The organism is Streptomyces sp. NPDC127100 (genome assembly GCF_042724095.1).
Taxonomy (GTDB): domain Bacteria; phylum Actinomycetota; class Actinomycetes; order Streptomycetales; family Streptomycetaceae; genus Streptomyces.
The window spans coordinates 21,068-43,825 of sequence record NZ_JBHXFL010000030.1 but is presented as its reverse complement, the minus strand read 5'-3'; the positions used below and the strand labels follow the sequence as shown (position 1 = coordinate 43,825).

Sequence of the window (22,758 nt, the reverse complement as noted above, 5' to 3'; positions counted from 1 at the left end):
CGCGTGGCCGCCGGGTCCCCCGCCCAGGGGGGAGGGGATCCGGCGGCCACCGGCCCACGCGTCGTACCCCTTGATCTTCCTGCTGCTCCCGAAGGTGTCGAACCATGACAGTCGCCATCGACCGCGCGACCGGCAAGCGCCGCGGTGACCGCACCCCGCGGCCCGGCCTCGGCCGGCGTCTGAGAGACGGATACCAGAAGCACTGGTACGCCTACGCGATGATCGCGCCGGTGGCCGTCGTGCTCGGCGTCCTCGTGCTGTACCCGCTGGTGTACGGCCTCTACCTCACGCTGACCGACGCGAACAGCCTCAACTCCGCGCGGACCATCGGCGTCAACCACATCGATGCCACCTACAAGTTCATCGGTCTGGACAACTACGCCGACATCCTGTGGGGACCGACGGCGTACGACCGGTTCTGGTCGCACTTCATCTGGACGATCGTGTGGACGGCGCTCTGTGTCGGCCTGCACTACTTCATCGGTCTCGGCCTCGCGCTGCTGCTCAACCAGAAGCTGCGCGGACGCACCTTCTACCGGCTGGTCCTGGTCCTGCCGTGGGCGGTGCCGACCTTCGTCACGGTCTTCGGCTGGCGCTTCATGCTCGCCGACAGCGGCGTCATCAACTCGGCGCTCGACGCGCTGCACCTGCCGACCCCGCTGTGGCTCGAGGACGTCTTCTGGCAGCGGTTCGCCGCGATCATGGTCAACACCTGGTGCGGTGTGCCGTTCATGATGGTCTCGCTCCTCGGTGGCCTCCAGTCCATCGACGCCAGCCTGTACGAGGCGGCCGAGATGGACGGCGCCAACGCCTGGCAGCGGTTCCGCTTCGTCACCCTGCCGGGGCTCAGGTCCGTCAGCTCCACCGTCGTCCTGCTCGGCATCATCTGGACCTTCAACCAGTTCGCCGTGATCTTCCTGCTCTTCGGCAACACCGCGCCGGACGCGCAGATCCTCGTCACCTGGGCGTACCAGCTCGGCTTCGGACAGCAGCCGCGCGACTTCGCGCAGTCCGCCGCCTACGGCATCCTGCTGCTGGCCATCCTGATCGTCTTCACCTCCTTCTACCGCCGCTGGCTGAACCGCAATGAGCAGCAGCTCGCGAACTGAGGCAGGAGCCACCATGACCACCACCACCGTGCCGGCCGGGGCGCCGGCCGACCAGGCCCCCGCCCCCGCCGCGCCGAAGCGACGGGTGCGCGGCCGCAGCGAGCGCAGCCGCACCGCGTCCCTCGTCTCCCACGGCATCCTGACCGTCGCGAGCCTCGTCGCCCTCTTCCCGATCGCCTGGCTGGTCTACCTGTCCCTCGGTCCGGACAAGGACGACTACCTGCACCCCGGCGGCATCTGGTCGAAGATGACCTTCGACAACTACGCGTTCGTGCTCCAGCACACGAACTTCTTCGACTGGCTGAAGAGCTCGCTGATCGTCTCGCTGGGCACCACGGTCATCGGCGTCATGGTCGCCGCCACCACCGGCTACGCGGTCTCGCGGATGCGCTTCCCGGGCTACCGCAAGCTGATGTGGATCCTGCTGGTCACGCAGATGTTCCCCATCGCGGTGCTGATCGTGCCGATGTACCAGATCCTGTCCGAGCTCCAGCTCATCGACAACTACTTCGGTCTGGTCCTCGTCTACTGCTCCACCGCGGTGCCCTACTGCGCCTGGCTGCTCAAGGGATACTTCGACACCATCCCGTTCGAGATCGACGAGGCCGGCCGGGTCGACGGACTGAACCCCTTCGGCACCTTCTTCCGGCTGATCCTCCCGCTCGCCAAGCCCGGTCTGGCCGTCGCCGGCTTCTACAGCTTCATCACGGCCTTCGGCGAGGTCGCCTTCGCCTCGACGTTCATGCTGAGCGACACGAAGTACACCTTCGCCGTCGGACTGCAGAGCTTCGTCAGCGAGCACGACGCGCAGCGCAACCTGATGGCGGCCACCGCCGTCCTCGTCGCGATACCCGTCTCCGCGTTCTTCTACCTGGTGCAGAAGAACCTGGTGACCGGCCTCACGGCCGGCGGCACGAAGGGCTGACGACCGCCCCACCGACTCCCGCGCCTCACCGCGCGGGTGGCGGCCGCGGTGACCATCCGACCCCGCTGTCACCGCGGCCGCCTCGTCCCCCGTCGCCGGACCCCGCCACGACTCCATGACCCGAATCGCCCCGTTACGTACAAGGACGCCATGAGCCAGCAGCACTCCGCCGCACCGGCCCCCACCTCAGCCACCGCAACCGTCACGAGGCGCCGCGACTGGTGGCGCGACGCGGTCATCTACCAGGTGTACCCGCGCAGCTTCGCCGACAGCAACGGCGACGGCATGGGCGACCTGGAGGGTGTCCGCACCCGCCTGCCGTACCTGCGCGACCTGGGCGTGGACGCCGTGTGGCTCAGCCCCTTCTACGCCTCGCCGCAGGCCGACGCCGGTTACGACGTCGCCGACTACCGGGCCGTCGACCCCATGTTCGGCACCCTCCTGGACGCGGACGCGCTGATCCGCGACGCGCACGGGCTGGGCCTGCGCATCATCGTCGACCTGGTCCCGAACCACTCCTCCGACCAGCACGAGTGGTTCAAGCGCGCCCTCGCCGAGGGCCCCGGCTCCCCGTCGCGGGACCGCTACCACTTCCGCCCCGGCAAGGGGGAGAACGGCGAGCTGCCGCCCAACGACTGGGAGTCCATCTTCGGCGGCCCCGCCTGGACCCGGGTCACCGAGCCCGACGGCACGCCGGGGGAGTGGTACCTGCACCTGTTCGCCCCCGAGCAGCCCGACTTCAACTGGGAGCACCCGGCCGTCGGCGACGAGTTCCGCTCCATCCTGCGCTTCTGGCTGGACATGGGCGTGGACGGCTTCCGCATCGACGTCGCGCACGGCATGGTGAAGGCCGAGGGCCTGCCCGACCTGGGATCCCACGAGCAGCTGAAGCTGCTGGGCAACGATGTCATGCCGTTCTTCGACCAGGACGGCGTCCACGACATCTACCGCCAGTGGCGGCTCATCCTCGATGAGTACTCGGGGGAGCGCATCTTCGTCGCGGAGGCCTGGACCCCCACGGTCGAGCGCACCGCCAACTACGTCCGCCCGGACGAGCTGCACCAGGCGTTCAACTTCCAGTACCTGGGCACCCACTGGGACGCCGAGGAGCTGCGCACGGTCATCGACCGGACGCTGGACGCCATGCGCCCGGTCGGCGCCCCGGCCACCTGGGTGCTGTCCAACCACGACGTCACACGGCACGCCACCCGCTTCGCCAACCCGGCGGGCCTCGGCACCCAGATCCGCCTGGCCGGCGACCGCGAACTGGGGCTCCGCCGGGCCCGCGCCGCCACCCTGCTGATGCTGGCGCTGCCCGGCTCGGCCTACGTCTACCAGGGCGAGGAGCTCGGCCTGCCGGACGTCGTCGACCTGCCCGACGAGGTGCGCCAGGACCCGGCGTACTTCCGCGGCGCGGGCCAGGACGGCTTCCGCGACGGCTGCCGGGTGCCGATCCCGTGGACGCGCGCGGGGTCGTCGTACGGCTTCGGCGACGGCGGGAGCTGGCTGCCGCAGCCCGCCGCCTGGGGCGAGCTGAGCGTCGAGGCCCAGACGGGCGACCCGGGCTCGACCCTGGAGCTGTACCGGGCCGCGCTGGCCGTCCGCCGTGAGCGGGCCGACCTGGGCGCGGGCGACGCCGTGGAGTGGCTGCGGGCACCCGAGGGCGTCCTCGCCTTCCGGCGCGGTGAGTTCGTGTGCGTGGCCAACACCACCGGTGCGGCGGTGACCGTGCCGGCGTACGGCCGCGTGCTGCTGGCCAGCGGCGAGGTGACCGAGGCCGCGGGCGAGGCGACGGTGCCCGCGGACACGACGGTGTGGTGGACGACGGCCTGACGGCCGCCGCCCGACGGGGGTTCGACAAGAATCTTCGTTCAATTGCGTACGGCCCGCTGCCCTTTTGGGCGGCGGGCCTTTAACATCTGCGTCACCGAAATCTTACGGAAGCTTTCAGCAAGAGCCTTCAAAGAAGAAGGAACCCCCACATGGCACGCAGATTCCTCACGGGGGCCGTCGCCCTGGCGACGGCCGCCCTTGTCATGGCCCCAACGAACGCGCAGGCCTCCCCACCCGGCGCGAAGGACGTCACCGCCGTCCTCTTCGAGTGGAACTTCGCCTCCGTGGCCAAGGAGTGCACCACCACCCTCGGCCCCGCCGGGTACGGCTACGTACAGGTCTCACCGCCCGCCGAGCACATACAGGGCGGGCAGTGGTGGACCTCGTACCAGCCGGTCAGCTACAGGATCGCGGGGCGGCTCGGTGACCGCGCCGCGTTCAAGAACATGGTCGACACGTGTCACGCGGCCGGCGTCAAGGTCGTCGCCGACACGGTCGTCAACCACATGTCCGCCGGCAGCGGCACGGGCACCGGCGGCTCGTCGTACACCAAGTACAACTACCCCGGCCTGTACTCCTCGTACGACTTCGACGACTGCACCGCGCAGATCACCAACTACGGCGACCGCGGGAACGTCCAGAACTGCGAACTGGTCGGCTTGGCCGACCTCGACACCGGCGAGGAGTACGTCCGCAGGACCATCGCCGGGTACATGAACGACCTGCTCTCCCTCGGCGTGGACGGCTTCCGCGTCGACGCCGCCAAGCACATCCCGGCCGCCGACCTCGCCAACATCAAGTCCCGCCTGACCAACCCGGGCGTGTACTGGAAGCAGGAGGTCATCTACGGCGCCGGCGAGGCCGTCCAGCCCACCGAGTACACGGGCAACGGGGACGTGCAGGAGTTCCGGTACGCCTACGACCTCAAGCGCGTCTTCAACAACGAGAACCTCGCCTACCTCAAGAACTACGGCGAGGGCTGGGGCTACATGAGCAGCGGCGTCTCCGGTGTCTTCGTCGACAACCACGACACCGAGCGCAACGGCTCCACGCTCAGCTACAAGGACAACGCCACCTACACCCTCGCCAACGTCTTCATGCTGGCCTGGCCCTACGGCGCCCCGGACGTCAACTCCGGCTACGAGTGGTCCGACCCCGACGCCGGACCCCCCAACGGCGGCCGGGTGAACGCCTGCTGGCAGGACGGCTGGAAGTGCCAGCACGCCTGGCCGGAGATCAGGTCGATGGTCGCCTTCCGCAACGCCGTGCGCGGCCAGGCGGTCACGAACTGGTGGGACAACGGCAACGACGCCATCGCCTTCGGCCGCGGGAACAAGGGCTACGTCGCCGTCAACCACGAGTCGGGCGCGCTGACCCGCACCTACCAGACCTCCCTGCCGGGCGGGACGTACTGCGACGTCCAGGGCAACAGGACCGTGACCGTGAACGGCTCCGGCCAGTTCACGGCGACGCTGGGAGCCAACACCGCGCTCGCCCTGTACGCGGGCAGAAGCGGCTGCTGACCGGCCGCTGAGCACGTGTCGTGCGCAAGGGCCGTGAAATTCCTTTCCGTTACTTTCACGGCCCTTGCCGCAAGACTTGCGTCGGCGCTACGGTCACGCCGGGGTCGGACCCGATCGAGCCGTAATCGCAAGGAGTTCACACCGGTGATACCGAGATGGCCGGCGCCTGTGAAGCGCCGCACCGCCGCACCCGGAGGGGCCGCGGCCCCACGGATCGCGGCCGTCACCGTCGCCGCGCTCGCGGCGACACTCCTGACACCCCTCGCCGCACGGGCCGGAGCCCCGCCCGCGCCCCCGTCGGACGCGAAGCTGGCGAAGACCGCCGCCCGCCACGACCTGACCCGCGAGCAGTTCTACTTCGTCCTGCCGGACCGCTTCGCCAACGGCGACACCCGCAACGACAAGGGCGGCCTGACCGGCACCCGGCTCACCACCGGCTACGACCCCACCGACAAGGGCTTCTACCAGGGCGGCGACCTCAAGGGGCTGACCGGGAGGCTCGACTACATCAAGGGCCTGGGCACCACCTCCATCTGGATGGCGCCCATCTTCAAGAACCAGCCCGTGCAGGGGACCGGGGCGAACGCCTCCGCCGGCTACCACGGCTACTGGATCACCGACTTCACCCAGGTCGACCCGCACTTCGGCACCAACCAGGACCTCAAGGACCTCATCTCCAAGGCGCACGCCAAGGGCATGAAGGTCTTCTTCGACGTCATCACCAACCACACCGCCGACGTCGTCGACTACGAGGAGAAGTCCTACGACTACCTCTCCAAGGGCGCCTTCCCGTACCTGACCCGGGACGGGCAGCCCTTCGACGACGCCGACTACGCGGACGGCACCCGGCGCTTCCCCCGCGTGGACTCCGGCTCCTTCCCGCGGACGCCGACGGTGCCGGCCGCGAAGAAGGACCTGAAGGTCCCGTCCTGGCTCAACGACCCGGCGATGTACCACAACCGGGGCGACTCGACCTGGGCCGGCGAATCGGCCACCTACGGCGACTTCAACGGCCTCGACGACCTGTGGACCGAACGGCCCGAGGTCGTCGACGGCATGGAGAAGATCTACCAGCGGTGGGTGAAGGACTTCGCCATCGACGGTTTCCGGATCGACACCGTGAAGCACGTCGACATGGACTTCTGGACGCAGTGGGCCACCGCGCTGGACGCCTACGCGGCGAAGCGGGGCCGCGAGGACTTCTTCATGTTCGGCGAGGTCTACTCCGCCGACACCTCCGTCACCGCCCCCTACGTCACCCAGGGCCGCCTGGACTCCACGCTGGACTTCCCCTTCCAGGACGCCGCCCGCGCCTACGTCTCCCAGGGCGGCAGCGCCGCGAAGCTCGCCGCCGTCTTCGGTGACGACTGGAAGTACACGACCGACAAGGCCAACGCCTACGAGCAGGTCACCTTCCTCGGCAACCACGACATGGGCCGCTTCGGCACCTTCCTGAAGCAGGACGACCCGGAGGCCGGCGACGCCGAACTGCTGCGGAAGGACAAGCTGGCCAACGAGCTGATGTTCCTCAGCCGCGGCAACCCGGTGATCTACTACGGCGACGAGCAGGGCTTCACCGGCGCCGGCGGCGACAAGGACGCCCGCCAGCCGATGTTCGCCTCCCGCACCGCCGACTACCTGGACGACGACCAGCTCGGCACCGACCGCACCCACGCCGAGGCGGCCTACGACACGAGCGCACCGCTGTACCGGCAGATCAGCACCCTCGCGAAGCTCCGCAAGGCCAACCCGGCCCTCGCGGACGGCGTCCAGACCGAGCGGTACGCCGCCGACGGCGCCGGCGTCTACGCCTTCTCCCGGACGGACGCCGGAACCGGCACCGAGTACGTCGTCGCCCTCAACAACGCCGACACCGCCAGGACGGCCACCTTCGCCACCGGCTCGGCCGGCACCGCCTTCCGCGGCCTCTACGGCACCGACGCCACCGTGCGGTCCGGCGCCGACCAGCGGATCACCGTCACCGTGCCGGCCGGCTCGGCGATCGTCCTGAAGGCCGCGGGCCGGCCCGCCGCCCCCGCCACCGCGCCGGCGATCACCCTGAAGGCCCCGGAACCCGGCGCCACCGGCACCGTCGAACTGACGGCCGGTGTCACCGGCGGGCAGCTCAACCGCGTCGTCTTCGCCGCCCAGACCGGCAACGGCGCCTGGCGCACCCTCGGCTCCGCCGATCACGCCCCCTACAAGGTCACCCAGACCATCGGCGAGGACACCCCGGCCGGCACCGCCCTGCGCTACAAGGCGGTCGTCGTCGACTCGGCGGGCCGCACCGCGAGCGCCACGGCGGCCTCGGTCACCGGCACCCCGCCCGTCGAGCAGCCGCCCACCGCAGCCTCCCGCGACTACGCGATCGTCCACTACAAGCGGCAGGACGGGAACTACGGCGACTGGGGCCTGTACGCCTGGGGCGACCTCGCCGACGGCGAGGCGACCACCTGGCCCGCCACCCACCCCTTCACCGGCCGGGACGCCTACGGCGCCTTCGCCCACGTCAGGCTCAAGCCCGGCGCGTCGAACGTCGGCTTCCTCGTCATCGACAAGGACGGCAACAAGGACGTCGCCGCCGACCGCACCATCGACGTCGGCAGCACGGGCGAGGTGTGGATCGAGCAGGGCAAGGAACAGGTCGTCACCGAGCGGCCCCAGTACCCGGCCCAGGACACCACCAAGGCCGTCCTGCACTACCAGCGCCCCGACGGCGCCTACGACGGCTGGGGCCTGCACGTGTGGACGGGCGCCGCGAACCCCACGGACTGGTCGAAGCCGCTGGCACCCGTGAGGACCGACTCCTTCGGCGCGGTCTTCGAGGTGCCCCTCACCGAGGGCGCCACCAGCCTCAACTACATCCTCCACAAGGGCGACGAGAAGGACCTGCCCACCGACCAGGCCCTCGACCTCAAGGCGAACGGGCACGAGGTGTGGCTGCTGAGCGGCCAGGAGAAGTACCTGCTGCCGCAGCCCGCGGGCTCGGCCGCGGCCGTCGACCTCACCACCGCCAAGGCCGTCTGGATCGACCGGGACACCGTCGCCTGGAACGGCGCCGAGGGCGCCGCCTCCACCCAGCTGCTCGCCTCCCGCAGCGGCTCGGTCAAGGCGGAGAACGGCACCCTCACCGCGGCCGACGCCCAGTGGCTGCGCCTGACGAGGACGACCCTCACCGACGCCCAGAAGGCGAAGTACCCGCACCTGAAGGCGTACACCGCCTGGTCCGTCGACCCGCGCGACCGGGACCGGGTCCGCGAGGCCCTGCGCGGCCAGGTCGTGGCCTCCCAGCGCGCCGCCACCGGCGCGGTGCTCGCCGCGACCGGCGTCCAGACCGCCGGCGCCCTCGACGACCTCTACGCCGGCGCCACCCGGGCGAGCCTCGGCCCGGTCTTCCGCCACGGCCGCCCCACGCTGTCCGTGTGGGCGCCGACGGCGCAGAGCGTGAAGCTGGAGATCGGCGACCGCACGGTGGGCATGCGCCGCGACGACGCCACCGGCGTCTGGTCCGTCACCGGCCCGGCGTCCTGGAAGGGCAAGCCCTACCGGTACGTCGTCCAGGTGTGGGCGCCCACCGCGGGCGAGGTCGTCACCAACAAGGTCACCGACCCCTACTCCGTCGCCCTGACCACCGGCTCCGAGCGCAGCCTCGTCGTCGACCTCGGCGACCGGAAGCTCGCCCCGGGCGGCTGGACGGACTACACCAAGCCCGAGGCGGTGCCGCTGAGGGACGCCCAGATCCAGGAGCTGCACGTCCGTGACTTCTCCGTCGCGGACCGCACGGCCGACCCGGACCTGAGGGGCACCTACCTCGCCTTCACCGACAAGGACAGCGACGGCTCGAAGCACCTGCGCGACCTGGCGAAGGCCGGCACGTCCTACGTGCACCTGCTGCCCGCCTTCGACATCGCCACCGTCCCCGAGGACAGGTCGCGCCAGGAGACGCCCGGCTGCGACCTCGCCTCCTACCCGGCCGACTCCGACCGGCAGCAGGAGTGCGTGACCAGGACCGCCGCCAAGGACGCCTACAACTGGGGCTACGACCCGTACCACTACACGGTCCCCGAGGGCTCCTACGCCACCGACCCGGACGGCACCGCCCGCACCGTCGAGTTCCGCAGGATGGTCAAGGCGCTCAACGACGACGGCCTGCGCGTCGTCATGGACGTCGTCTACAACCACACGGCCGCGAGCGGCCAGGCGGCCACCAGCGTCCTGGACCGGATCGTGCCCGGCTACTACCAGCGGCTGCTGGCCGACGGATCGGTCGCGAACAGCACCTGCTGCGCGAACACGGCCACCGAGAACGCCATGATGGGCAAGCTGGTCGTCGACTCGGTCGTCACCTGGGCCAGGGAGTACAAGGTCGACGGCTTCCGCTTCGACCTCATGGGCCACCACCCGAAGGCCAACATCCTCGCCGTCCGCAAGGCCCTCGACGCGCTGACCCCCGAGAAGGACGGCGTCGACGGCAAGAAGATCATCCTGTACGGGGAGGGCTGGAACTTCGGCGAGGTCGCCGACGACGCCCGCTTCGTCCAGGCCACCCAGAAGAACATGGCCGGCACCGGCATCGCGACCTTCTCCGACCGGGCCCGCGACGCCGTGCGCGGCGGCAGCCCCTTCGACGCCGACCCCGGCGTCCAGGGCTTCGCCTCCGGCCTGTACACCGACCCCAACTCCTCGAAGGAGAACGGCACCGAGGCCGAGCAGAAGGCCCGCCTCCTGCACTACCAGGACCTGATCAAGGTCGGCCTCTCCGGCAACCTCGCCGCCTACCGCTTCACCGACACCGACGGCAAGGAGGTCAAGGGCTCCGAGGTCGACTACAACGGCGCCCCCGCCGGATACGCCGACGCCCCGGGCGACGCCCTCGCCTACGCCGACGCCCACGACAACGAGTCCCTGTTCGACGCCCTCGCCTTCAAGCTGCCGGCGGACACCTCCGCCGACGACCGGGCCCGCATGCAGGTCGTCGCCATGGCGACCGCCTCCCTCTCGCAGGGCCCGGCGCTCTCCCAGGCGGGCACCGACCTGCTGCGCTCCAAGTCGCTGGACCGCAACTCCTTCGACAGCGGCGACTGGTTCAACGCCATCCACTGGAACTGCGCCGACGGCAACGGCTTCGGCCGGGGGCTGCCGCCGGCCGCCGACAACAAGGACAAGTGGTCCTACGCGGCACCCCTGCTCACCTCGGTGACGGCCGGCTGCCCGCAGATCCGGGGCACCTCGGCCGCGTACCAGGACCTGCTGAGGATCCGCACGGGCGAGAAGGACTTCTCCCTCGCCACGGCCGGCCAGGTGCAGTCCCGGCTCTCCTTCCCGCTCTCCGGGAAGGACGAGACACCCGGCGTGATCACCATGCGCCTCGGTGACCTGGTCGTGGTCTTCAACGCGACCCCGCAGGAGCAGCGGCAGCGGGTGGGCACGCAGGCCGGGACCGGCTACCGCCTGCACCCGGTGCAGGCGTCCGGAGCGGACCCCGTCGTGAAGCACGCGGCCTACTCGGCGCAAACCGGCACCTTCACGGTCCCGGCCCGCACGGTGGCGGTCTTCACCCGCGCCGGCTAGCGGGACGCTGCGGGTTAGGGTGCTCCTGTCCGCCGTAGAACAGGAGCACCCATGCCGCAGATCACTGTCGAGCGTTCCCCCTCCCTCGACGACGTCGACTGGACGGCGTTCGCCCTGGCCCTGCACCCGGTGGTCGTCGAGACGGCGGCCGCGCGGCTGGAGGCGTGCAAGACGAGGGTCCTGATCACCGAGGACGAGGCCGTCGGCGCCGAAGGGGAGGGGCACGCCGTCGTGAACGTCTCGATCGCCCTGCTCGCCGGGCGGGCCGACGAGACGAAGGCGCGGCTCGGCGAGGCCGTGGTGGAGCTGCTGCGCAAGCACGTCGAGCCCCGGGCCGGGCTCACCCTGCACCTGTCGGCCGAGGTCCGCGACCTCGACCCGTCCTACCGCAAGGCCGAGATCTGACCTAGGACACCGGTTCGATCAGCCGGCCGGCCGGCTCCCTGAACGGGCCGTCGGCCGGCTCGTCCGCGGCGACGCGGCGGAGCAGCGCGCCCATCTCCTCGTCGTGGGCGGCGCTCACCGCCAGCAGCGCGGCGAAGTCGTGCACGAGCTGGGACTCCAGCTCGGCACGCGGGATGCGCCGGCCGTCCAGCCAGATCAGGGCCGTCGACTCGGCGAGCGAGATCCAGGAGCGCACGACCAGTTCCAGGCGGGCGGGCGGATCGGTGACGTCCAGGTGCGCGAGGATCTGGACGTACGCGGCCTGCCGAACGGAGTCGACGAGCGCGTTGGTCGTGGACGAGCCGACGGCCGGGCCGCCGCGCATCAGGGCCGAGAAACCGGGGCCGTGCTCGTCGACGAAGTCGAAGTAGCGCCCCATCACCCGCAGCAGCCGCGCGCCCAGCGGACCCTCCATGGGCTCCACGAACCGGGCCGCCAGATCGCTGGAGGCACGCTGCAACGCGGCCTCGTACAGACTGAGTTTGCCGGGGAAGTAGTGGTAGACCAGCGGGCGCGAGATGCCGGCGGCCGAGGCTATCTCGTCGATGGAGACCTCCTCGGGCGAGCGGCGGCTGAACAGTTCGAGCGCGACGCCGATCAACTGCTGCCGCCGCTCCTCGACGCCCATTCTGCGGCGCACCCCGGTAGTCATACGAACACCTTACCGATCGAATCCGGCCTTCGAACGGGCCGGACCGGGCATCGGTGTTCACCGGTCTCACAGATCCAGTACGAGCCGCGCACTCCTGGCGCGCGAGACGCAGATGAGCATCGAGTCGCCGCGTTCCGAATCGGTCAGCAGCTCGTCCCGGTGGTCGATCTCGCCCTCCAGCACCCGCTGTTGGCAGGTCCCGCACCAGCCCTGCTCGCAGGAGTACGGCGTGTTCGGCAGCTCGGCGCGCACGGCGGCCAGCACGGAAGAGCCGGCGCCCACGGTCAGGGTGCGTCCGCTGCGGTGCAGCTCGACCTCGAACTCCCCGTCGCCGCCCGCCGCCGTACGCGGCGCGAACCGCTCCAGGTGCGGGGCGGTGCCCTCCGGGAGCCGTTCCTCCACGGCCGCCATCAGGGTCTCGGGGCCGCAGCAGTAGACGGCCGCCCCCTCGGGCAGGTCCGCGAGGAAGGCGTCCAGGTCCGGCAGCCCGTCCTCGTCCTCGGCCACCACGGTGACCCGCGCCCGGTCCGCGCCGAGCTTCTCGACGTCCTCCAGGAACGGCATCGAGGCCCGGGTCCGCCCGCCGTACAGCAGCCGCCACTCGGCGTCCTCCGGCAGGGCCCGCAGCATGGGCAGCACCGGGGTGATGCCGATGCCGCCGGCGACGAAGACGTACGCGGGCGCCTCGACCAGCGGGAAGCGGTTGCGCGGTCCGCGCACCTCCAGCTCCACACCCTCCTGCACCTGCTCGTGCACCTCGCGCGAGCCGCCCCGTCCGTCCTCGACCAGCCGGGTCGCTACGGTGTACGACGAGGTGTCCTCGGGGTCGCCGCACAGGGAGTACTGGCGGACCAGCCCCGACGGCAGGACCAGGTCCACATGGGCGCCCGGCTCCCAGCGCGGCAGGTCGTGCCCCTCCAGTCGGATGCCGACCACCCCGTCGGCCAGCCGCTCGTGCGCGGTGACCAGCAGCTTCAGGCCGCGGACACCGGTCACCGCGGAGGGCGAGGGCGCCGGCGGCCGGACCGGGGCCCGGTCCCGCACCGCCCGCCGGACGACCAGCGCGCCGCCGGCCACCACCATGAGGATCTTCAGCGTGGAGACATGCTTGTTGGACATGGCGTCAATGTACTGACGAGTAGGCCCGCTCGGAACCCGTCGGCGCCCACTTGTTGACGCCAGTGTCAGCAAGCGTGTTTCCCGCGGCTAGCGCAGTCCGCCGATCGTCCGGCCGTCCTTCAGGACGCCCTTCAGCTGGGCCTGCGCCCCCTTCTCGGCCGCCGCCGTGAGCAGGTGGCCGTCGGCGGAGCCCTCGACGCCGCCCGTCGCCTCGATCGACTCGGTGTCCCGGCTGCCGGCGGCCAGCAGGTACCAGTGCCCGACCTCCGACTTCCACAGCACCCCGGCGAGCACGTGCGGATCGCGCTTGCCGCACGCCGGTACGTCCTCGGCCTTCGCGGCCACCGCGCCCCGCGCCCCGCCCGGCGTCCGGAACTGCGCCATCACCCGGGCCCCGTCGCCCCGCCAGGTCTCGGCCCGCGTGCACACCCACTCGCTCGCGCCTCCCCCGTCCGTTCCGTCCGCGCCGGGCAGCGGCTGGCTCGCGAACTCCCAGGCGTTCACCGACCGCACCCCCTGCCCGCGCACGGCGCCCAGCGAACAGGCGTACGGCGCCCACAGGCGCAGCGCCCCGGCACCGGAGGCCTCCCCGGCCTTGCCGGGCCGCCCGGTGGTGAGGCGGGCCGGCACCAGCTCGCCGAGGTCGCTCGCCAGCCGGGTGTGCGAACCGTCGGTCAGCTGGAGCACGTTCCACGACGTGCAGGCGCCGGACCGCTGGACCGGAGTGGCCAGCGGCGAGGTCACCCCGTCGGTCAGCGTCAGGTCCATCGCGCCGGAACCCGGTCTCGTCAGGTCCCGTTCGGCCGCCTTCGTCACCCAGGGCGCCGTCAGGTAGCGCACGTCGCCGTCGGACCGGCCCAGCACCACCGCGGTCGCCTCCTTCCGGCCGGCCCCGTCGGCCCGCGCGAAGTCGAGGGCGGCGCCCGCCGTGCCGTCCTTCGGCTCGGCGTACCGGACGACGCGCAGACCGTCGTAGAGGATCACCACGTGGGCGGTGTCGACGGTCCCGGCGTACAGCAGCTGCGGTGGTCCGGCCGGCCCGCCGCTCGCGGTGCCCGCCGTCGCCGAGATCCGCACGTCGCCGCCGGGGCGGGCCCAGACGGCGAGGGCCCGGCGCAGCAGCTTCGTGTCGCCGGTGAGGGCACCGCGCGCCGGCCACACCGAGAAGTCGGTGCGCGCGGACGTCTTCCAGGCGGCGGGCGCGGCCTTCGTCAGCCTGGCGGGGTCGAGAGCCGCCTCGGCCGCCGGGTTGCGCGCGTACGCCGGGGCGGCGGCGCCGTCCGGGCCCCAGCCGTCCCCGGGCAGGCTGAGCAGCGCCCCGCCCACCGCCAGCGCGGCGGCGGCCGCCAGTGCCGCCTTCGTGTGCCGGCGGCGCCGCATCAGATCGGTGGGCCGCACCTGGAGCCGGCAGGGGTCGAACTCGGGGGAGGCCAGCAGCGCGTACTGGTCCGCCACCCCGTCGGCCTCGCGCAGCGCGGCGTCGGCGTCGGCGACCCCGGCCGCGGTGAGCAGCCGCCGTACGTCGCCGTCGGGGAGCCTGTCGAGACCGCGCAGCACGTACGCCGCCCGGGCCGGACCGGACAGGGCGGACAGCCGCTGGTCCAGGGCGAGCTCGTCGGCGCCGCCCGAGCGCGGGAAGAGCTTGAGCCCCCACACCTGGGGCAGCAGCGGCGGGAACTGGGACCGCCTGGGCCACGCCCGGCGCCGGAGTGGCAGCCCCGCCTCCAGCGCCGTGCGCACGACCCGCAGACGCACCAGGGCGTACCCCGGGTCGCCCTCGCGGCCGGCCGACTGGGCCGGGATGACGGGGGTCGTGGTGCGGTTCCTGGGCAGTGCGCGCTGCGTCAGCGCGTGCGCCGTCAGCACCCGGCGGCTGCGGCCGAGGCCCGGCGGCAGCACCAGGTAGGCGAGCCGGACCAGGCCCGGGTAGTGCTCGACGAGCGCGGCCTCGGCCTGCTCGACGTCGACGACCGGGCCGCCGGCGGACGGTGCGGAACGTGGGGCGACATCCTGTGACTGCACGTCCAGCAGAACGAGCCAGTCGGCCCGTGGTCACCCGGGGCGTTGAGCGCTCCGCCCTCCGTGGCCGTACCGATGGGCAGAGCCCCGCGCCGGGGCTCCGTGCGGCATGTCGCCGGAAGGACCGGAGGAACACATGGGGCTGACCCGACCGAGGCTCGCGCTGGCCGGAGCGGTGACGGTACTGGCGCTGGCGGGCTGCGCGTCCGGAGGGGACGGCGGGGCGGCCGTACCGGAGACGGCGACCGGGAGCCTGGAGCACCTGGCCGCCGAGGCCGAGTGCGAGCCGGACCTGCAGACCGACGCGGACACCATCCGCCAGGCCATCTGCGTGAAGGGCGACGAGAAGTACGTCCTCGCCACCTTCGCCACCGACCGCGGACAGCGCGAGTGGATCGACACGGCCAAGGACTACGGCGGTTACTACCTCGTCGGCCGCAAGTGGGTCGCCGTCGGCCACGAGGACGTCGTGGCCGGCCTGCGCGGCCGGCTCGGCGGCTCCCTGGAGCAGGGGGCGCGGCACGGGGGCGGCGCGCACCCGGCCGGTCACGGCGGTCACGGCGGCTGACCGCCCGCGGACACGGGAAAGGGCCGGTGGCGGACTCCCGCCACCGGCCCTCCCGGTCCCCGGCCGCCTGGGCTACGTGCAGTCCTGGCCGTTGTTGATGCAGTCGACCACCTTGTTCATCAGGTCCTCGTCCATGACGTTGATGAAGTCGTTGTGGTCGGTGATCGGCTTGTGCAGCTGCTCCGGGAAGCTGTCCACGGCGTACGGGTTGCGCACCTGGCCGTTCTCGACGACCGGGGTGGGGACGTCGTACACCAGGCGGACCTGGAGCTGGGGGATGGCCTGGAAGCCGTCCGGGCAGTCGCCGTTCTCGTCGACGAACGCCGTGTGGGTGCGGTGGTTGGCGCTGTCGGTGTTCTGGCCGTCCCAGCAGCTCTGGAAGTTGGCCGTCCGCACCACCTGGCTGCCGTCGGGGCACAGCGGGTACTTGTCCGTCACCTGCCGGTCCTCGAAGCCGGTGCAGCTCCACGAACTGTTGGCGTTGGCGTCGCCGTTGACGAAGGACTTGGCGTCGCCGGTGATGATGCGCAGGAACTTGGGCATCGCGACCACGTCGCCCTGCCGGTTGCCGACGAACTTCAGTTCCGCCTGGGCCGGCTTGAGGATCGTGCCGATGTTGCCCTCGGCGCCGCCGCCCTGGTCGCCCGCGTCGAACTCCTGCGTGCCGTCCTGGAGCCGCAGCACCGGCCAGTAGTAGGTGGACCTGTCGCCCTGGTTCCGGCACGAGGTGTCGGCGTTCGCCAGGTCGTCGTCGCTCGAGAAGGCGTCGTTGTCCTGGTTGCCGACGTAGTCGTGGGTGTGGTGCGCGCCGTTGTCGACGCCGGGGGCGGCGATCAGGTTGTCGCTGTTGAAGAGGTTGTTCTCGTTGACGCCGCAGTCGGTGGTGAAGGTGCCGGTGGAGCCTCCGTCGCCGTCGGCGGCGAGGCCGTTGCGGCTGTCGCGCGAGCCGGGCCGGACGTCGTTGATGTCGACGAAGTCGTCGGCCACCGGGCCCGCGACACCGTTGCCGTTGTCGTCCGGGTTCTGGCCGTCCCCGCCCTGGTCGCCGCCCTGGCCTCCGCCTTGGTCACCTCCGCCCTGGTCGCCGCCGCCGTCGCCCTGGCCGCCGTCGTCCTGCGGCTGGTCCACGGGGCGGCCCTGGCACGCTGCCAGGTCGTCCAGGTTGTCGTCCGCCCGGCCGCCGGCCCGGTTGATCTCCAGCTGGATCCGGTCGATGATCGCCTTCCGCCGGTCCTTGAGCGGACCCAGAATGGCGTTCTCCACGAACCGGGAGTCCCCGGCCTGCGCGCGTCGCGTGGTGGCGAGCCGCTGGTAGGCGTCGGTGATCTGACTGTCCAGCGTGGCCAGTTCGCCGTCCACCTCCCCGCGGGCGCGGTCCGGCACCTCCTTGATCCGCTGGCCGACGTCGGGACAGCTGATGGTCGCGACCTGCGCCGCGGCCGACCTGGTGCGGTTGTGCGGTGAGTGCTCCTCGTGGGCCGAGGCGTAGAAGTTCGCCCAGACCAGCCCGCCCCCACCGAGCGCCAGGGCCGCCGCCCCGGCAACGGCCTTCGTGGCCAGCGGCATTCGGCGTTTTCTTGTGTTGCGTCCCATGGAACTCCTCTGACTTCCTTGCGGGGCATCGAGGCGCCCGACAGGAGTGAAGCGGCTCCCTTCCATACGGAAGCCGCTCCGGAGGTGTTCACCCGTCCCGGCGATTACGGGGACGCGAGGGACCGGTGTGACTCAGCGGCCGTGGTCGAGATACGCCAGAACCGCCAGGACACGGCGGTTGTCGTCGTCCGAGACCTCGAGGCTCAGCTTGGCGAAGATGTTCGCCGTGTGCTTCGCGATCGCGCGCTCCGTGACGACGAGCCGGCCCGCGATCGCCGCGTTGGTCCGCCCCTGCGCCATCAGTTCCAGCACCTCCCGCTCCCGGGGCGTCAGCCGCTCCAGCGGCCGGTCCTCCGCCGCGCGCCGGCTGAGCAGCTGCTGGATGACCTGCGGATCCATCGCCGTGCCGCCCCCCGCCACCCGCCGTACGGCGTCCACGAACTGCTCCGCGTCGAAGACCCGGTCCTTGAGCAGGTACCCCACCCCGCCGCTGCCGTCGGCGAGCAGCTCGCGCGCGTAGAGCTGCTCCACGTGCTGCGACAGCACCAGCACCGGCAGCCCCGGCCGCTCCCGGCGGGCGGCGAGCGCGCACTGCAGGCCCTCGTCGGTGTGCGTGGGCGGCAGCCGGACGTCGACCACGGCGACGTCCGGATCCAGTTCGGCCAGCGCCCGGGACAGCTCGGGACCGGACTCCACGGCCGCGGCGATCTCGAAGTCGTGGGCCTCGAGGAGCCGGACCAGTCCGTCGCGCAGCAGGAACAGGTCTTCGGCTAGGACAACGCGCAAGGGATCTCCATGGTGACCATGGTGGGACCGCCCGCCGGGGAGCTGACGGCCAGGACGCCGTCGAATGTACCCAGCCGCCGCTCCACCCCGGCCAGCCCGGACCCCGGTCCGGCCACCGCACCGCCCTTGCCGTTGTCGGTGACGGACACGCGCAACTGCCCCTCGGCGTGGTGGACGTCGACCCAGATCCGGTCGGCGCCGGAGTGCTTCACCGCATTGGTGAGCAGCTCGCTGACCGCGAAGTACGCGGCCGACTCCACGGGCGCCTCCGCGCGGCCGGGCAGGTCCACGTCGGTCTCGACCGGGACGGGCAGCCGCAGCGCCAGCGCCCGTACGGCGTCGCCGAGTCCGCGTTCGGCGAGGACCGGCGGGTGGATGCCGCGCACCAGCTCGCGCAGTTCGGTCAGCGCCTCGGCCGAGGACTGCCGGGCCTGCGCCAGCAGCTCGCGGGCCTTCGACGGGTCCTTCTCGATCAGGGCCTCGATGGTGCCCAGGTCCATGCCCATGGCGACCAGCCGGGCCTGCGCCCCGTCGTGCAGGTCCCGTTCGATGCGGCGCAGTTCGGCGGCGGAGGTGTCGACGGCGTCGCGCCGCGTCTCGGTCAGCACGCGCACCCGCTCGGCCAGTTCGCCCTCACCGCCGAGGAGGCCGGCGGTGAGCCGGAAGTGGGCGTGCAGCATGCGCGGGGCGAGCCAGAGGGCGGGGAACAGGAGGGCGATGCCCAGCGCCGCGGCGTAGTACGCGGAGGTCTGGTCGGTGACGTGCACGAAGCCGTACCAGTACCCGTCCGGCAGCACCCGCCACAGCCCGGCCGCGATCACGAGCCCCTCCAGCGGGTACAGGGGCAGCGCGAAGGCGAGCAGCGCGAGGACGAACCCCGCCGTCATGTCGGCCGGCAGCCAGCGGAAGTCCCGCCAGGTCGCCGGGTCGCGGAGCATGCCGAAGGTGCGGGCCCACGGGTTGGCGTCCGCCGGCAGCGTCCGGTACGTCCGCGGGATCCGCACCCCGCCCCACTCGGCGGCCAGCAGCCGCCGCCGGTCCGCGAACCCCCGCACTCCCCGCAGCACCCACGGGGTGGTGACGATGCCGACGCCGATCGGGACGAGCGCGACGGACACCAGGGTCAGGCAGAAGCACAGCACCGCGCCGGGAAGGCAGATCAGTGCCAGGCCGAGTCCCCGTACGGCCGCCAGGCCCACGTTCCGTATCCGCATGCCGCCGTCGTCGCTCGTCGTCTCGAAGCCCATGGCATCAGTCTCGCGGAGGCGGCGGAGCGGGTCACGGGGCCGGGCCCCCCGGTCAGGGGGTGGTGCCAGGTACACCCCCGGCCACCGCGAGCACCTTCGCCTCCGTCTCCGGGTCCAGCCCCACCGGCGGCCGGTCCGGGCGGAGCGGGGCCGTGCCGCCGATGTCCCGCAGCCAGGCCCAGGTGTCGGAGACGGTCTCGGCGACCGGCCGGCAGCGCAGTCCCGTCGCCAGCGCGCGGGAGACGTCGGCCGTGTGCAGGGCGTCGTGCAGGTCGCTGCCCGGCGGCACCCACACCGGCAGCTGCGTCCACGGCCGCACGCCGGCGCCGAGGACGGTGTCCGGAGCCGTCCAGCGCAGTTCGGCCGCGCCGCCGGTGACCCGGACGCAGGCGTCGAGCAGGTCGCCGGTGGTGGTGTGCCCCGGCGCGGAGGCCAGGTTGTACGGCCCGCCCAGTTCCCGTTCCACCGCGCCGAGGGCCCAGGCGGCGAGGTCGCGGACGTCGACGTACTGCAGGGGCAGGTCCCGGGGCCCGGGAGCGAGCACCGGTCCGCCGCGCGCGACGCGGTCCAGCCACCACGGCAGCCGCCCGATGTTCTCGTACGGGCCGAGGATCAACCCGCTGCGCACGAGCACCGAGCGGTCCACGCCGAAGGCGTCCAGGACGGCCAGTTCGGCGCCCCGCTTGTCCAGGGCGTAGTCGCGCTGCCCGGCGTCCGCCGCGGCGCCCTCGACCAGCGGGGCGTCCTCGGCGTACCCGGCGGGCGGGGCCCAGGCGTACACGGAGCAGCTGGACACGTACACGTACCGCCCGGCGCGGCCGGCGAGCAGCCGGGCCGCGTCCCGCACCGCGCGGGGCGCCGCCGACCAGGTGTCGACGACGGCGTCCCAGGTGCCCTCGGCGAGGGCGGCGAGCCCGTCGGGTGCGGTGCGGTCGCCGTGCAGCGACCGCACCCCGGGCGGGGCCGCGTGCCGTCCCCGGTGGAAGACGGTCACCTCCCAGCCACGCCCGAGCGCCGCCTCCACGACGGCCCGCCCCACGAACTCCGTACCGCCCAGCACCAGTAGCCTCATGCGGGCCACTCTGCCCGGTGCGAGGGAGCGGGGGAACGGGCCTCTGCCGACAGCAGAGCCTCAGCGTCCGGTGGGCGGCGTGTACTTGTAGCCGACGCGCCGCACGGTCTGGATCGTCCGCCGGTGCTCGGCGCCCAGCTTGCGGCGCAGCCGGGCCACGTGCACGTCCACGGTGCGGCCGTCGCCGACGTGGCCGTAGCCCCACACGGTGGTGACGAGCTGGTCGCGGGTGTGCACCCGGTGCGGGTGCGCGACGAGGTGGGCGAGCAGCTCGAACTCCAGGTAGGTCAGGTCGAGTTGCCGCCCCTCGACGGCCGCGGTCCGGCGCGCGGCGTCGATCCGGACGAGCGGGTCGCCGAGGACCTCGGCGTCCCTGGTGGCTGCGGTGTCCCCGGTGCCCCTGCCGTCCCGCCGTGCGGTGCCGGGCACGGCCACCGGCGGGAAGGGCGGCTGCTGGTCGGCGGGGACGAGCACCAGGTAGCCGACCATGGGCGGCCGGCCCGGCAGGGTGGGCAGCGTGTGCGGGGGAGCGGGCAGCCAGGTGGCGCCCGGCGGCAGCAGGTCCGCGACGGTCACCACCTCGTCCCGGTCGACGGCCCGCAGCCGTGGGTGGCCGTGGGGGGTGGGGGAGACGGAGGACACGGAGGACAGGGAACGGGTGGTCGCCATGAGTCGTCAGCTCTTTCGCGCGAAGGGGTTCGTCGAGGACGTACGCGGTTCGCGCCGGCCGGAGGCCGGGAAGGGATCCGGGCTTTAGAGGGCCGGCGCGTTCGTCGCGCGACAACACACCCGGTCGAAGTCGTGGTGCTGACGGGAAGGCCAGAACGGCTCGAGGTCACGGCGACCTGTCGCGTCGTACTTCCGGAAGCTGGCCATGTCCCCATTGAAGCAGACACCGGCGCCCGGCAGGAGCCCCCTCTCACCGCTCGGACAACGCGCGGGGGCGCCCACCCCGACCGGTGGACGCCCCTCGGTTGCCGACTGGTGCGGCGCGGATCAGACCTGACCGGCCTTCTCCAGCGCGGAGCAGCAGGTGTCCACCAGCAGACGGGTCACCACGTACGGGTCGACGTTGGCGTTGGGACGGCGGTCCTCGATGTAGCCCTTGCCGTCCTTCTCGACCTGCCACGGGATGCGGACCGAGGCGCCGCGGTCGGAGACGCCGTAGGAGTACTCGTTCCACGGGGCGGTCTCGTGCAGGCCGGTGAGACGGTCGTCGATGCCGGCGCCGTAGTTCTTGACGTGGTCCATCGGCTTGGAGCCCTCGCCGAGCGACTCGCAGGCGGTGATGATCGCGTCGTAGCCTTCGCGCATCGCCTTGGTCGAGAAGTTGGTGTGCGCGCCCGCGCCGTTCCAGTCGCCCTTGACCGGCTTGGGGTCGAGGGTGGCGGAGACGCCGAAGTCCTCGGCGGTGCGGTAGAGCAGCCAGCGGGCCACCCACAGCTGGTCGGAGACCTCGAGCGGCGCCAGCGGGCCGACCTGGAACTCCCACTGGCCGGGCATGACCTCGGCGTTGATGCCGGAGATGCCGAGGCCGGCCTTCAGGCAGTTCTCCAGGTGCGCCTCGACGACGTCACGGCCGAAGATCTCGTCCGAGCCGACACCGCAGTAGTAGCCGCCCTGCGCGGCCGGGAAGCCGCCCTCGGGGAAGCCGAGCGGACGGGACCCCTTGAAGAAGGTGTACTCCTGCTCGATGCCGAAGATGGGCTCCTGCGCGGCGAACCGCTCGGCCAGGGCGGCCAGTTCGGCGCGGGTGTTGGACGGGTGCGGCGTCATGTCCGTGTCGAGGACCTCGCACAGCACCAGGATGTCGTCGCCGCCGCGGATCGGGTCGGGGCAGGAGAAGACCGGCTTGAGCACGCAGTCCGAGGAGCGGCCCTCGGCCTGGTTGGTGGAGGACCCGTCGAAACCCCAGACGGGCAGGGCGTCCAGACCCGCCGGGGCGTCCGTGATGATCTTCGTCTTGGAACGGAGCTTGGCCGTCGGCTCGGTGCCGTCGATCCAGATGTACTCAGCCTTGAAGGTCACGGGGCCACATCCTTCGGGGTGGGTCTTGGCGCACTTGCGGGTGCTGCGGCGCTGCGGCACTGGGGCGCCGCTTCTACTGCCGTCAGCGTGTCAACGGGCGATTTCCCGTCCGTTGCCCGTTTGTGAACCCCGTGTTACCGGGGGGTGGTGTGGCGCGACTCACGGGCCCGGGAGGCGGCTCGGCGGCTACCCCCCGCCCGGGGCGGGGGGGGGCCCCCGCCCCGGGGGGGGGGGGGGGGGGCCCCCCCCCAAACGGAAAACCCCCCCCC

The 22,758-nt window shown here is 72.1% G+C and carries 16 protein-coding genes; 7 read left to right on the top strand and 9 right to left on the bottom strand.

The features are described 5' to 3' along the window. The first annotated feature begins 104 nt into the window (after window positions 1-104). From ACFWJB_RS24335 to ACFWJB_RS24310, 6 genes are all read left to right on the top strand, one after another. Complete coding sequence (locus ACFWJB_RS24335; RefSeq protein ID WP_385460648.1) at window positions 105-1,109, top strand: carbohydrate ABC transporter permease; 1,005 nt, start codon at window positions 105-107, stop codon at window positions 1,107-1,109. 13 nt (window positions 1,110-1,122) lie between these two features. Then, entirely contained in the window at window positions 1,123-2,034 is a 912-nt protein-coding gene (locus ACFWJB_RS24330) for a sugar ABC transporter permease (protein ID WP_385460650.1), read from the top strand. A gap of 150 nt (window positions 2,035-2,184) precedes the next feature. After that, window positions 2,185-3,867, top strand: coding sequence for a glycoside hydrolase family 13 protein (locus ACFWJB_RS24325; RefSeq protein ID WP_386924838.1), 1,683 nt, complete (start codon window positions 2,185-2,187; stop codon window positions 3,865-3,867). 149 nt (window positions 3,868-4,016) lie between these two features. Next, window positions 4,017-5,390 (top strand): alpha-amylase family protein, encoded by a 1,374-nt coding sequence (locus ACFWJB_RS24320; protein WP_386924836.1) that lies wholly within the window; start codon window positions 4,017-4,019, stop codon window positions 5,388-5,390. Window positions 5,391-5,534: 144 nt separating this feature from the next. Further along, window positions 5,535-10,961, top strand: coding sequence for a pullulanase-type alpha-1,6-glucosidase (gene pulA / locus ACFWJB_RS24315; protein ID WP_386924834.1), 5,427 nt, complete (start codon window positions 5,535-5,537; stop codon window positions 10,959-10,961). 51 nt (window positions 10,962-11,012) lie between these two features. After that, on the top strand, window positions 11,013-11,366 hold the full coding sequence (locus ACFWJB_RS24310) for a 5-carboxymethyl-2-hydroxymuconate Delta-isomerase (RefSeq protein WP_386924832.1): 354 nt from the start codon (window positions 11,013-11,015) through the stop codon (window positions 11,364-11,366). Between the two features lies 1 nt (window position 11,367). On the opposite strand, the gene ACFWJB_RS24305 is transcribed toward ACFWJB_RS24310, so the two are convergent. The 3 genes from ACFWJB_RS24305 to ACFWJB_RS24295 form a co-directional block, all read right to left on the bottom strand. Further along, window positions 11,368-12,057 (bottom strand): TetR/AcrR family transcriptional regulator, encoded by a 690-nt coding sequence (locus ACFWJB_RS24305; protein ID WP_386924830.1) that lies wholly within the window; start codon window positions 12,055-12,057, stop codon window positions 11,368-11,370. Between the two features lie 66 nt (window positions 12,058-12,123). After that, window positions 12,124-13,176, bottom strand: a complete 1,053-nt coding sequence (locus ACFWJB_RS24300; protein WP_386924828.1) for a PDR/VanB family oxidoreductase — start codon at window positions 13,174-13,176, stop codon at window positions 12,124-12,126. Window positions 13,177-13,263: 87 nt separating this feature from the next. After that, entirely contained in the window at window positions 13,264-15,198 is a 1,935-nt protein-coding gene (locus tag ACFWJB_RS24295; RefSeq protein ID WP_386924826.1) for a hypothetical protein, read from the bottom strand. A 133-nt stretch (window positions 15,199-15,331) separates the two neighbouring features. On the opposite strand from ACFWJB_RS24295, the gene ACFWJB_RS24290 reads away from it, so the two are divergent. Beyond that, window positions 15,332-15,763: a hypothetical protein gene (locus tag ACFWJB_RS24290; protein ID WP_385471757.1), complete on the top strand. Its 432-nt coding sequence runs from the start codon at window positions 15,332-15,334 to the stop codon at window positions 15,761-15,763. Window positions 15,764-15,835: 72 nt separating this feature from the next. On the opposite strand, the gene ACFWJB_RS24285 is transcribed toward ACFWJB_RS24290, so the two are convergent. The 6 genes from ACFWJB_RS24285 to glnII form a co-directional block, all read right to left on the bottom strand. Beyond that, entirely contained in the window at window positions 15,836-17,356 is a 1,521-nt protein-coding gene (locus ACFWJB_RS24285; protein ID WP_385471754.1) for a DUF1996 domain-containing protein, read from the bottom strand. A gap of 132 nt (window positions 17,357-17,488) precedes the next feature. Further along, on the bottom strand, window positions 17,489-18,142 hold the full coding sequence (locus ACFWJB_RS24280) for a LuxR C-terminal-related transcriptional regulator (RefSeq protein ID WP_385471751.1): 654 nt from the start codon (window positions 18,140-18,142) through the stop codon (window positions 17,489-17,491). After that, window positions 18,127-19,389 carry a sensor histidine kinase gene (locus ACFWJB_RS24275; protein ID WP_386924824.1) on the bottom strand — a complete coding sequence of 421 codons (1,263 nt, stop codon included), beginning with the start codon at window positions 19,387-19,389 and terminating at the stop codon, window positions 18,127-18,129. The genes ACFWJB_RS24280 and ACFWJB_RS24275 overlap by 16 nt, the downstream gene beginning before the upstream one ends. 52 nt (window positions 19,390-19,441) lie before the next feature. Further along, complete coding sequence (locus ACFWJB_RS24270) at window positions 19,442-20,461, bottom strand: SDR family oxidoreductase (protein WP_386924822.1); 1,020 nt, start codon at window positions 20,459-20,461, stop codon at window positions 19,442-19,444. A 60-nt stretch (window positions 20,462-20,521) separates the two neighbouring features. Next, window positions 20,522-21,130, bottom strand: a complete 609-nt coding sequence (locus tag ACFWJB_RS24265) for a winged helix-turn-helix domain-containing protein (RefSeq protein WP_385471746.1) — start codon at window positions 21,128-21,130, stop codon at window positions 20,522-20,524. A gap of 327 nt (window positions 21,131-21,457) precedes the next feature. Beyond that, the gene (gene glnII / locus ACFWJB_RS24260; RefSeq protein WP_385471743.1) at window positions 21,458-22,489 is read right to left on the bottom strand and encodes a glutamine synthetase; all 1,032 of its coding nucleotides are present in this window, start codon (window positions 22,487-22,489) and stop codon (window positions 21,458-21,460) included. Window positions 22,490-22,758: the final 269 nt, after the last annotated feature.

What these genes read in the sequence shown, in the direction of transcription:
- ACFWJB_RS24335 (WP_385460648.1), top strand. Translation starts at nt 105, where the DNA reads ATGACAGTCGCCATCGACCGCGCGACCGGCAAGCGCCGCGGTGACCGC.
- ACFWJB_RS24330 (WP_385460650.1), top strand. Translation starts at nt 1,123, where the DNA reads ATGACCACCACCACCGTGCCGGCCGGGGCGCCGGCCGACCAGGCCCCC.
- ACFWJB_RS24325 (WP_386924838.1), top strand. Translation starts at nt 2,185, where the DNA reads ATGAGCCAGCAGCACTCCGCCGCACCGGCCCCCACCTCAGCCACCGCA.
- ACFWJB_RS24320 (WP_386924836.1), top strand. Translation starts at nt 4,017, where the DNA reads ATGGCACGCAGATTCCTCACGGGGGCCGTCGCCCTGGCGACGGCCGCC.
- ACFWJB_RS24310 (WP_386924832.1), top strand. Translation starts at nt 11,013, where the DNA reads ATGCCGCAGATCACTGTCGAGCGTTCCCCCTCCCTCGACGACGTCGAC.
- ACFWJB_RS24305 (WP_386924830.1), bottom strand. Translation starts at nt 12,057, where the DNA reads ATGACTACCGGGGTGCGCCGCAGAATGGGCGTCGAGGAGCGGCGGCAG.
- ACFWJB_RS24300 (WP_386924828.1), bottom strand. Translation starts at nt 13,176, where the DNA reads ATGTCCAACAAGCATGTCTCCACGCTGAAGATCCTCATGGTGGTGGCC.
- ACFWJB_RS24290 (WP_385471757.1), top strand. Translation starts at nt 15,332, where the DNA reads ATGGGGCTGACCCGACCGAGGCTCGCGCTGGCCGGAGCGGTGACGGTA.
- ACFWJB_RS24285 (WP_385471754.1), bottom strand. Translation starts at nt 17,356, where the DNA reads ATGGGACGCAACACAAGAAAACGCCGAATGCCGCTGGCCACGAAGGCC.
- ACFWJB_RS24275 (WP_386924824.1), bottom strand. Translation starts at nt 19,389, where the DNA reads ATGGGCTTCGAGACGACGAGCGACGACGGCGGCATGCGGATACGGAAC.
- ACFWJB_RS24270 (WP_386924822.1), bottom strand. Translation starts at nt 20,461, where the DNA reads ATGAGGCTACTGGTGCTGGGCGGTACGGAGTTCGTGGGGCGGGCCGTC.
- ACFWJB_RS24265 (WP_385471746.1), bottom strand. Translation starts at nt 21,130, where the DNA reads ATGGCGACCACCCGTTCCCTGTCCTCCGTGTCCTCCGTCTCCCCCACC.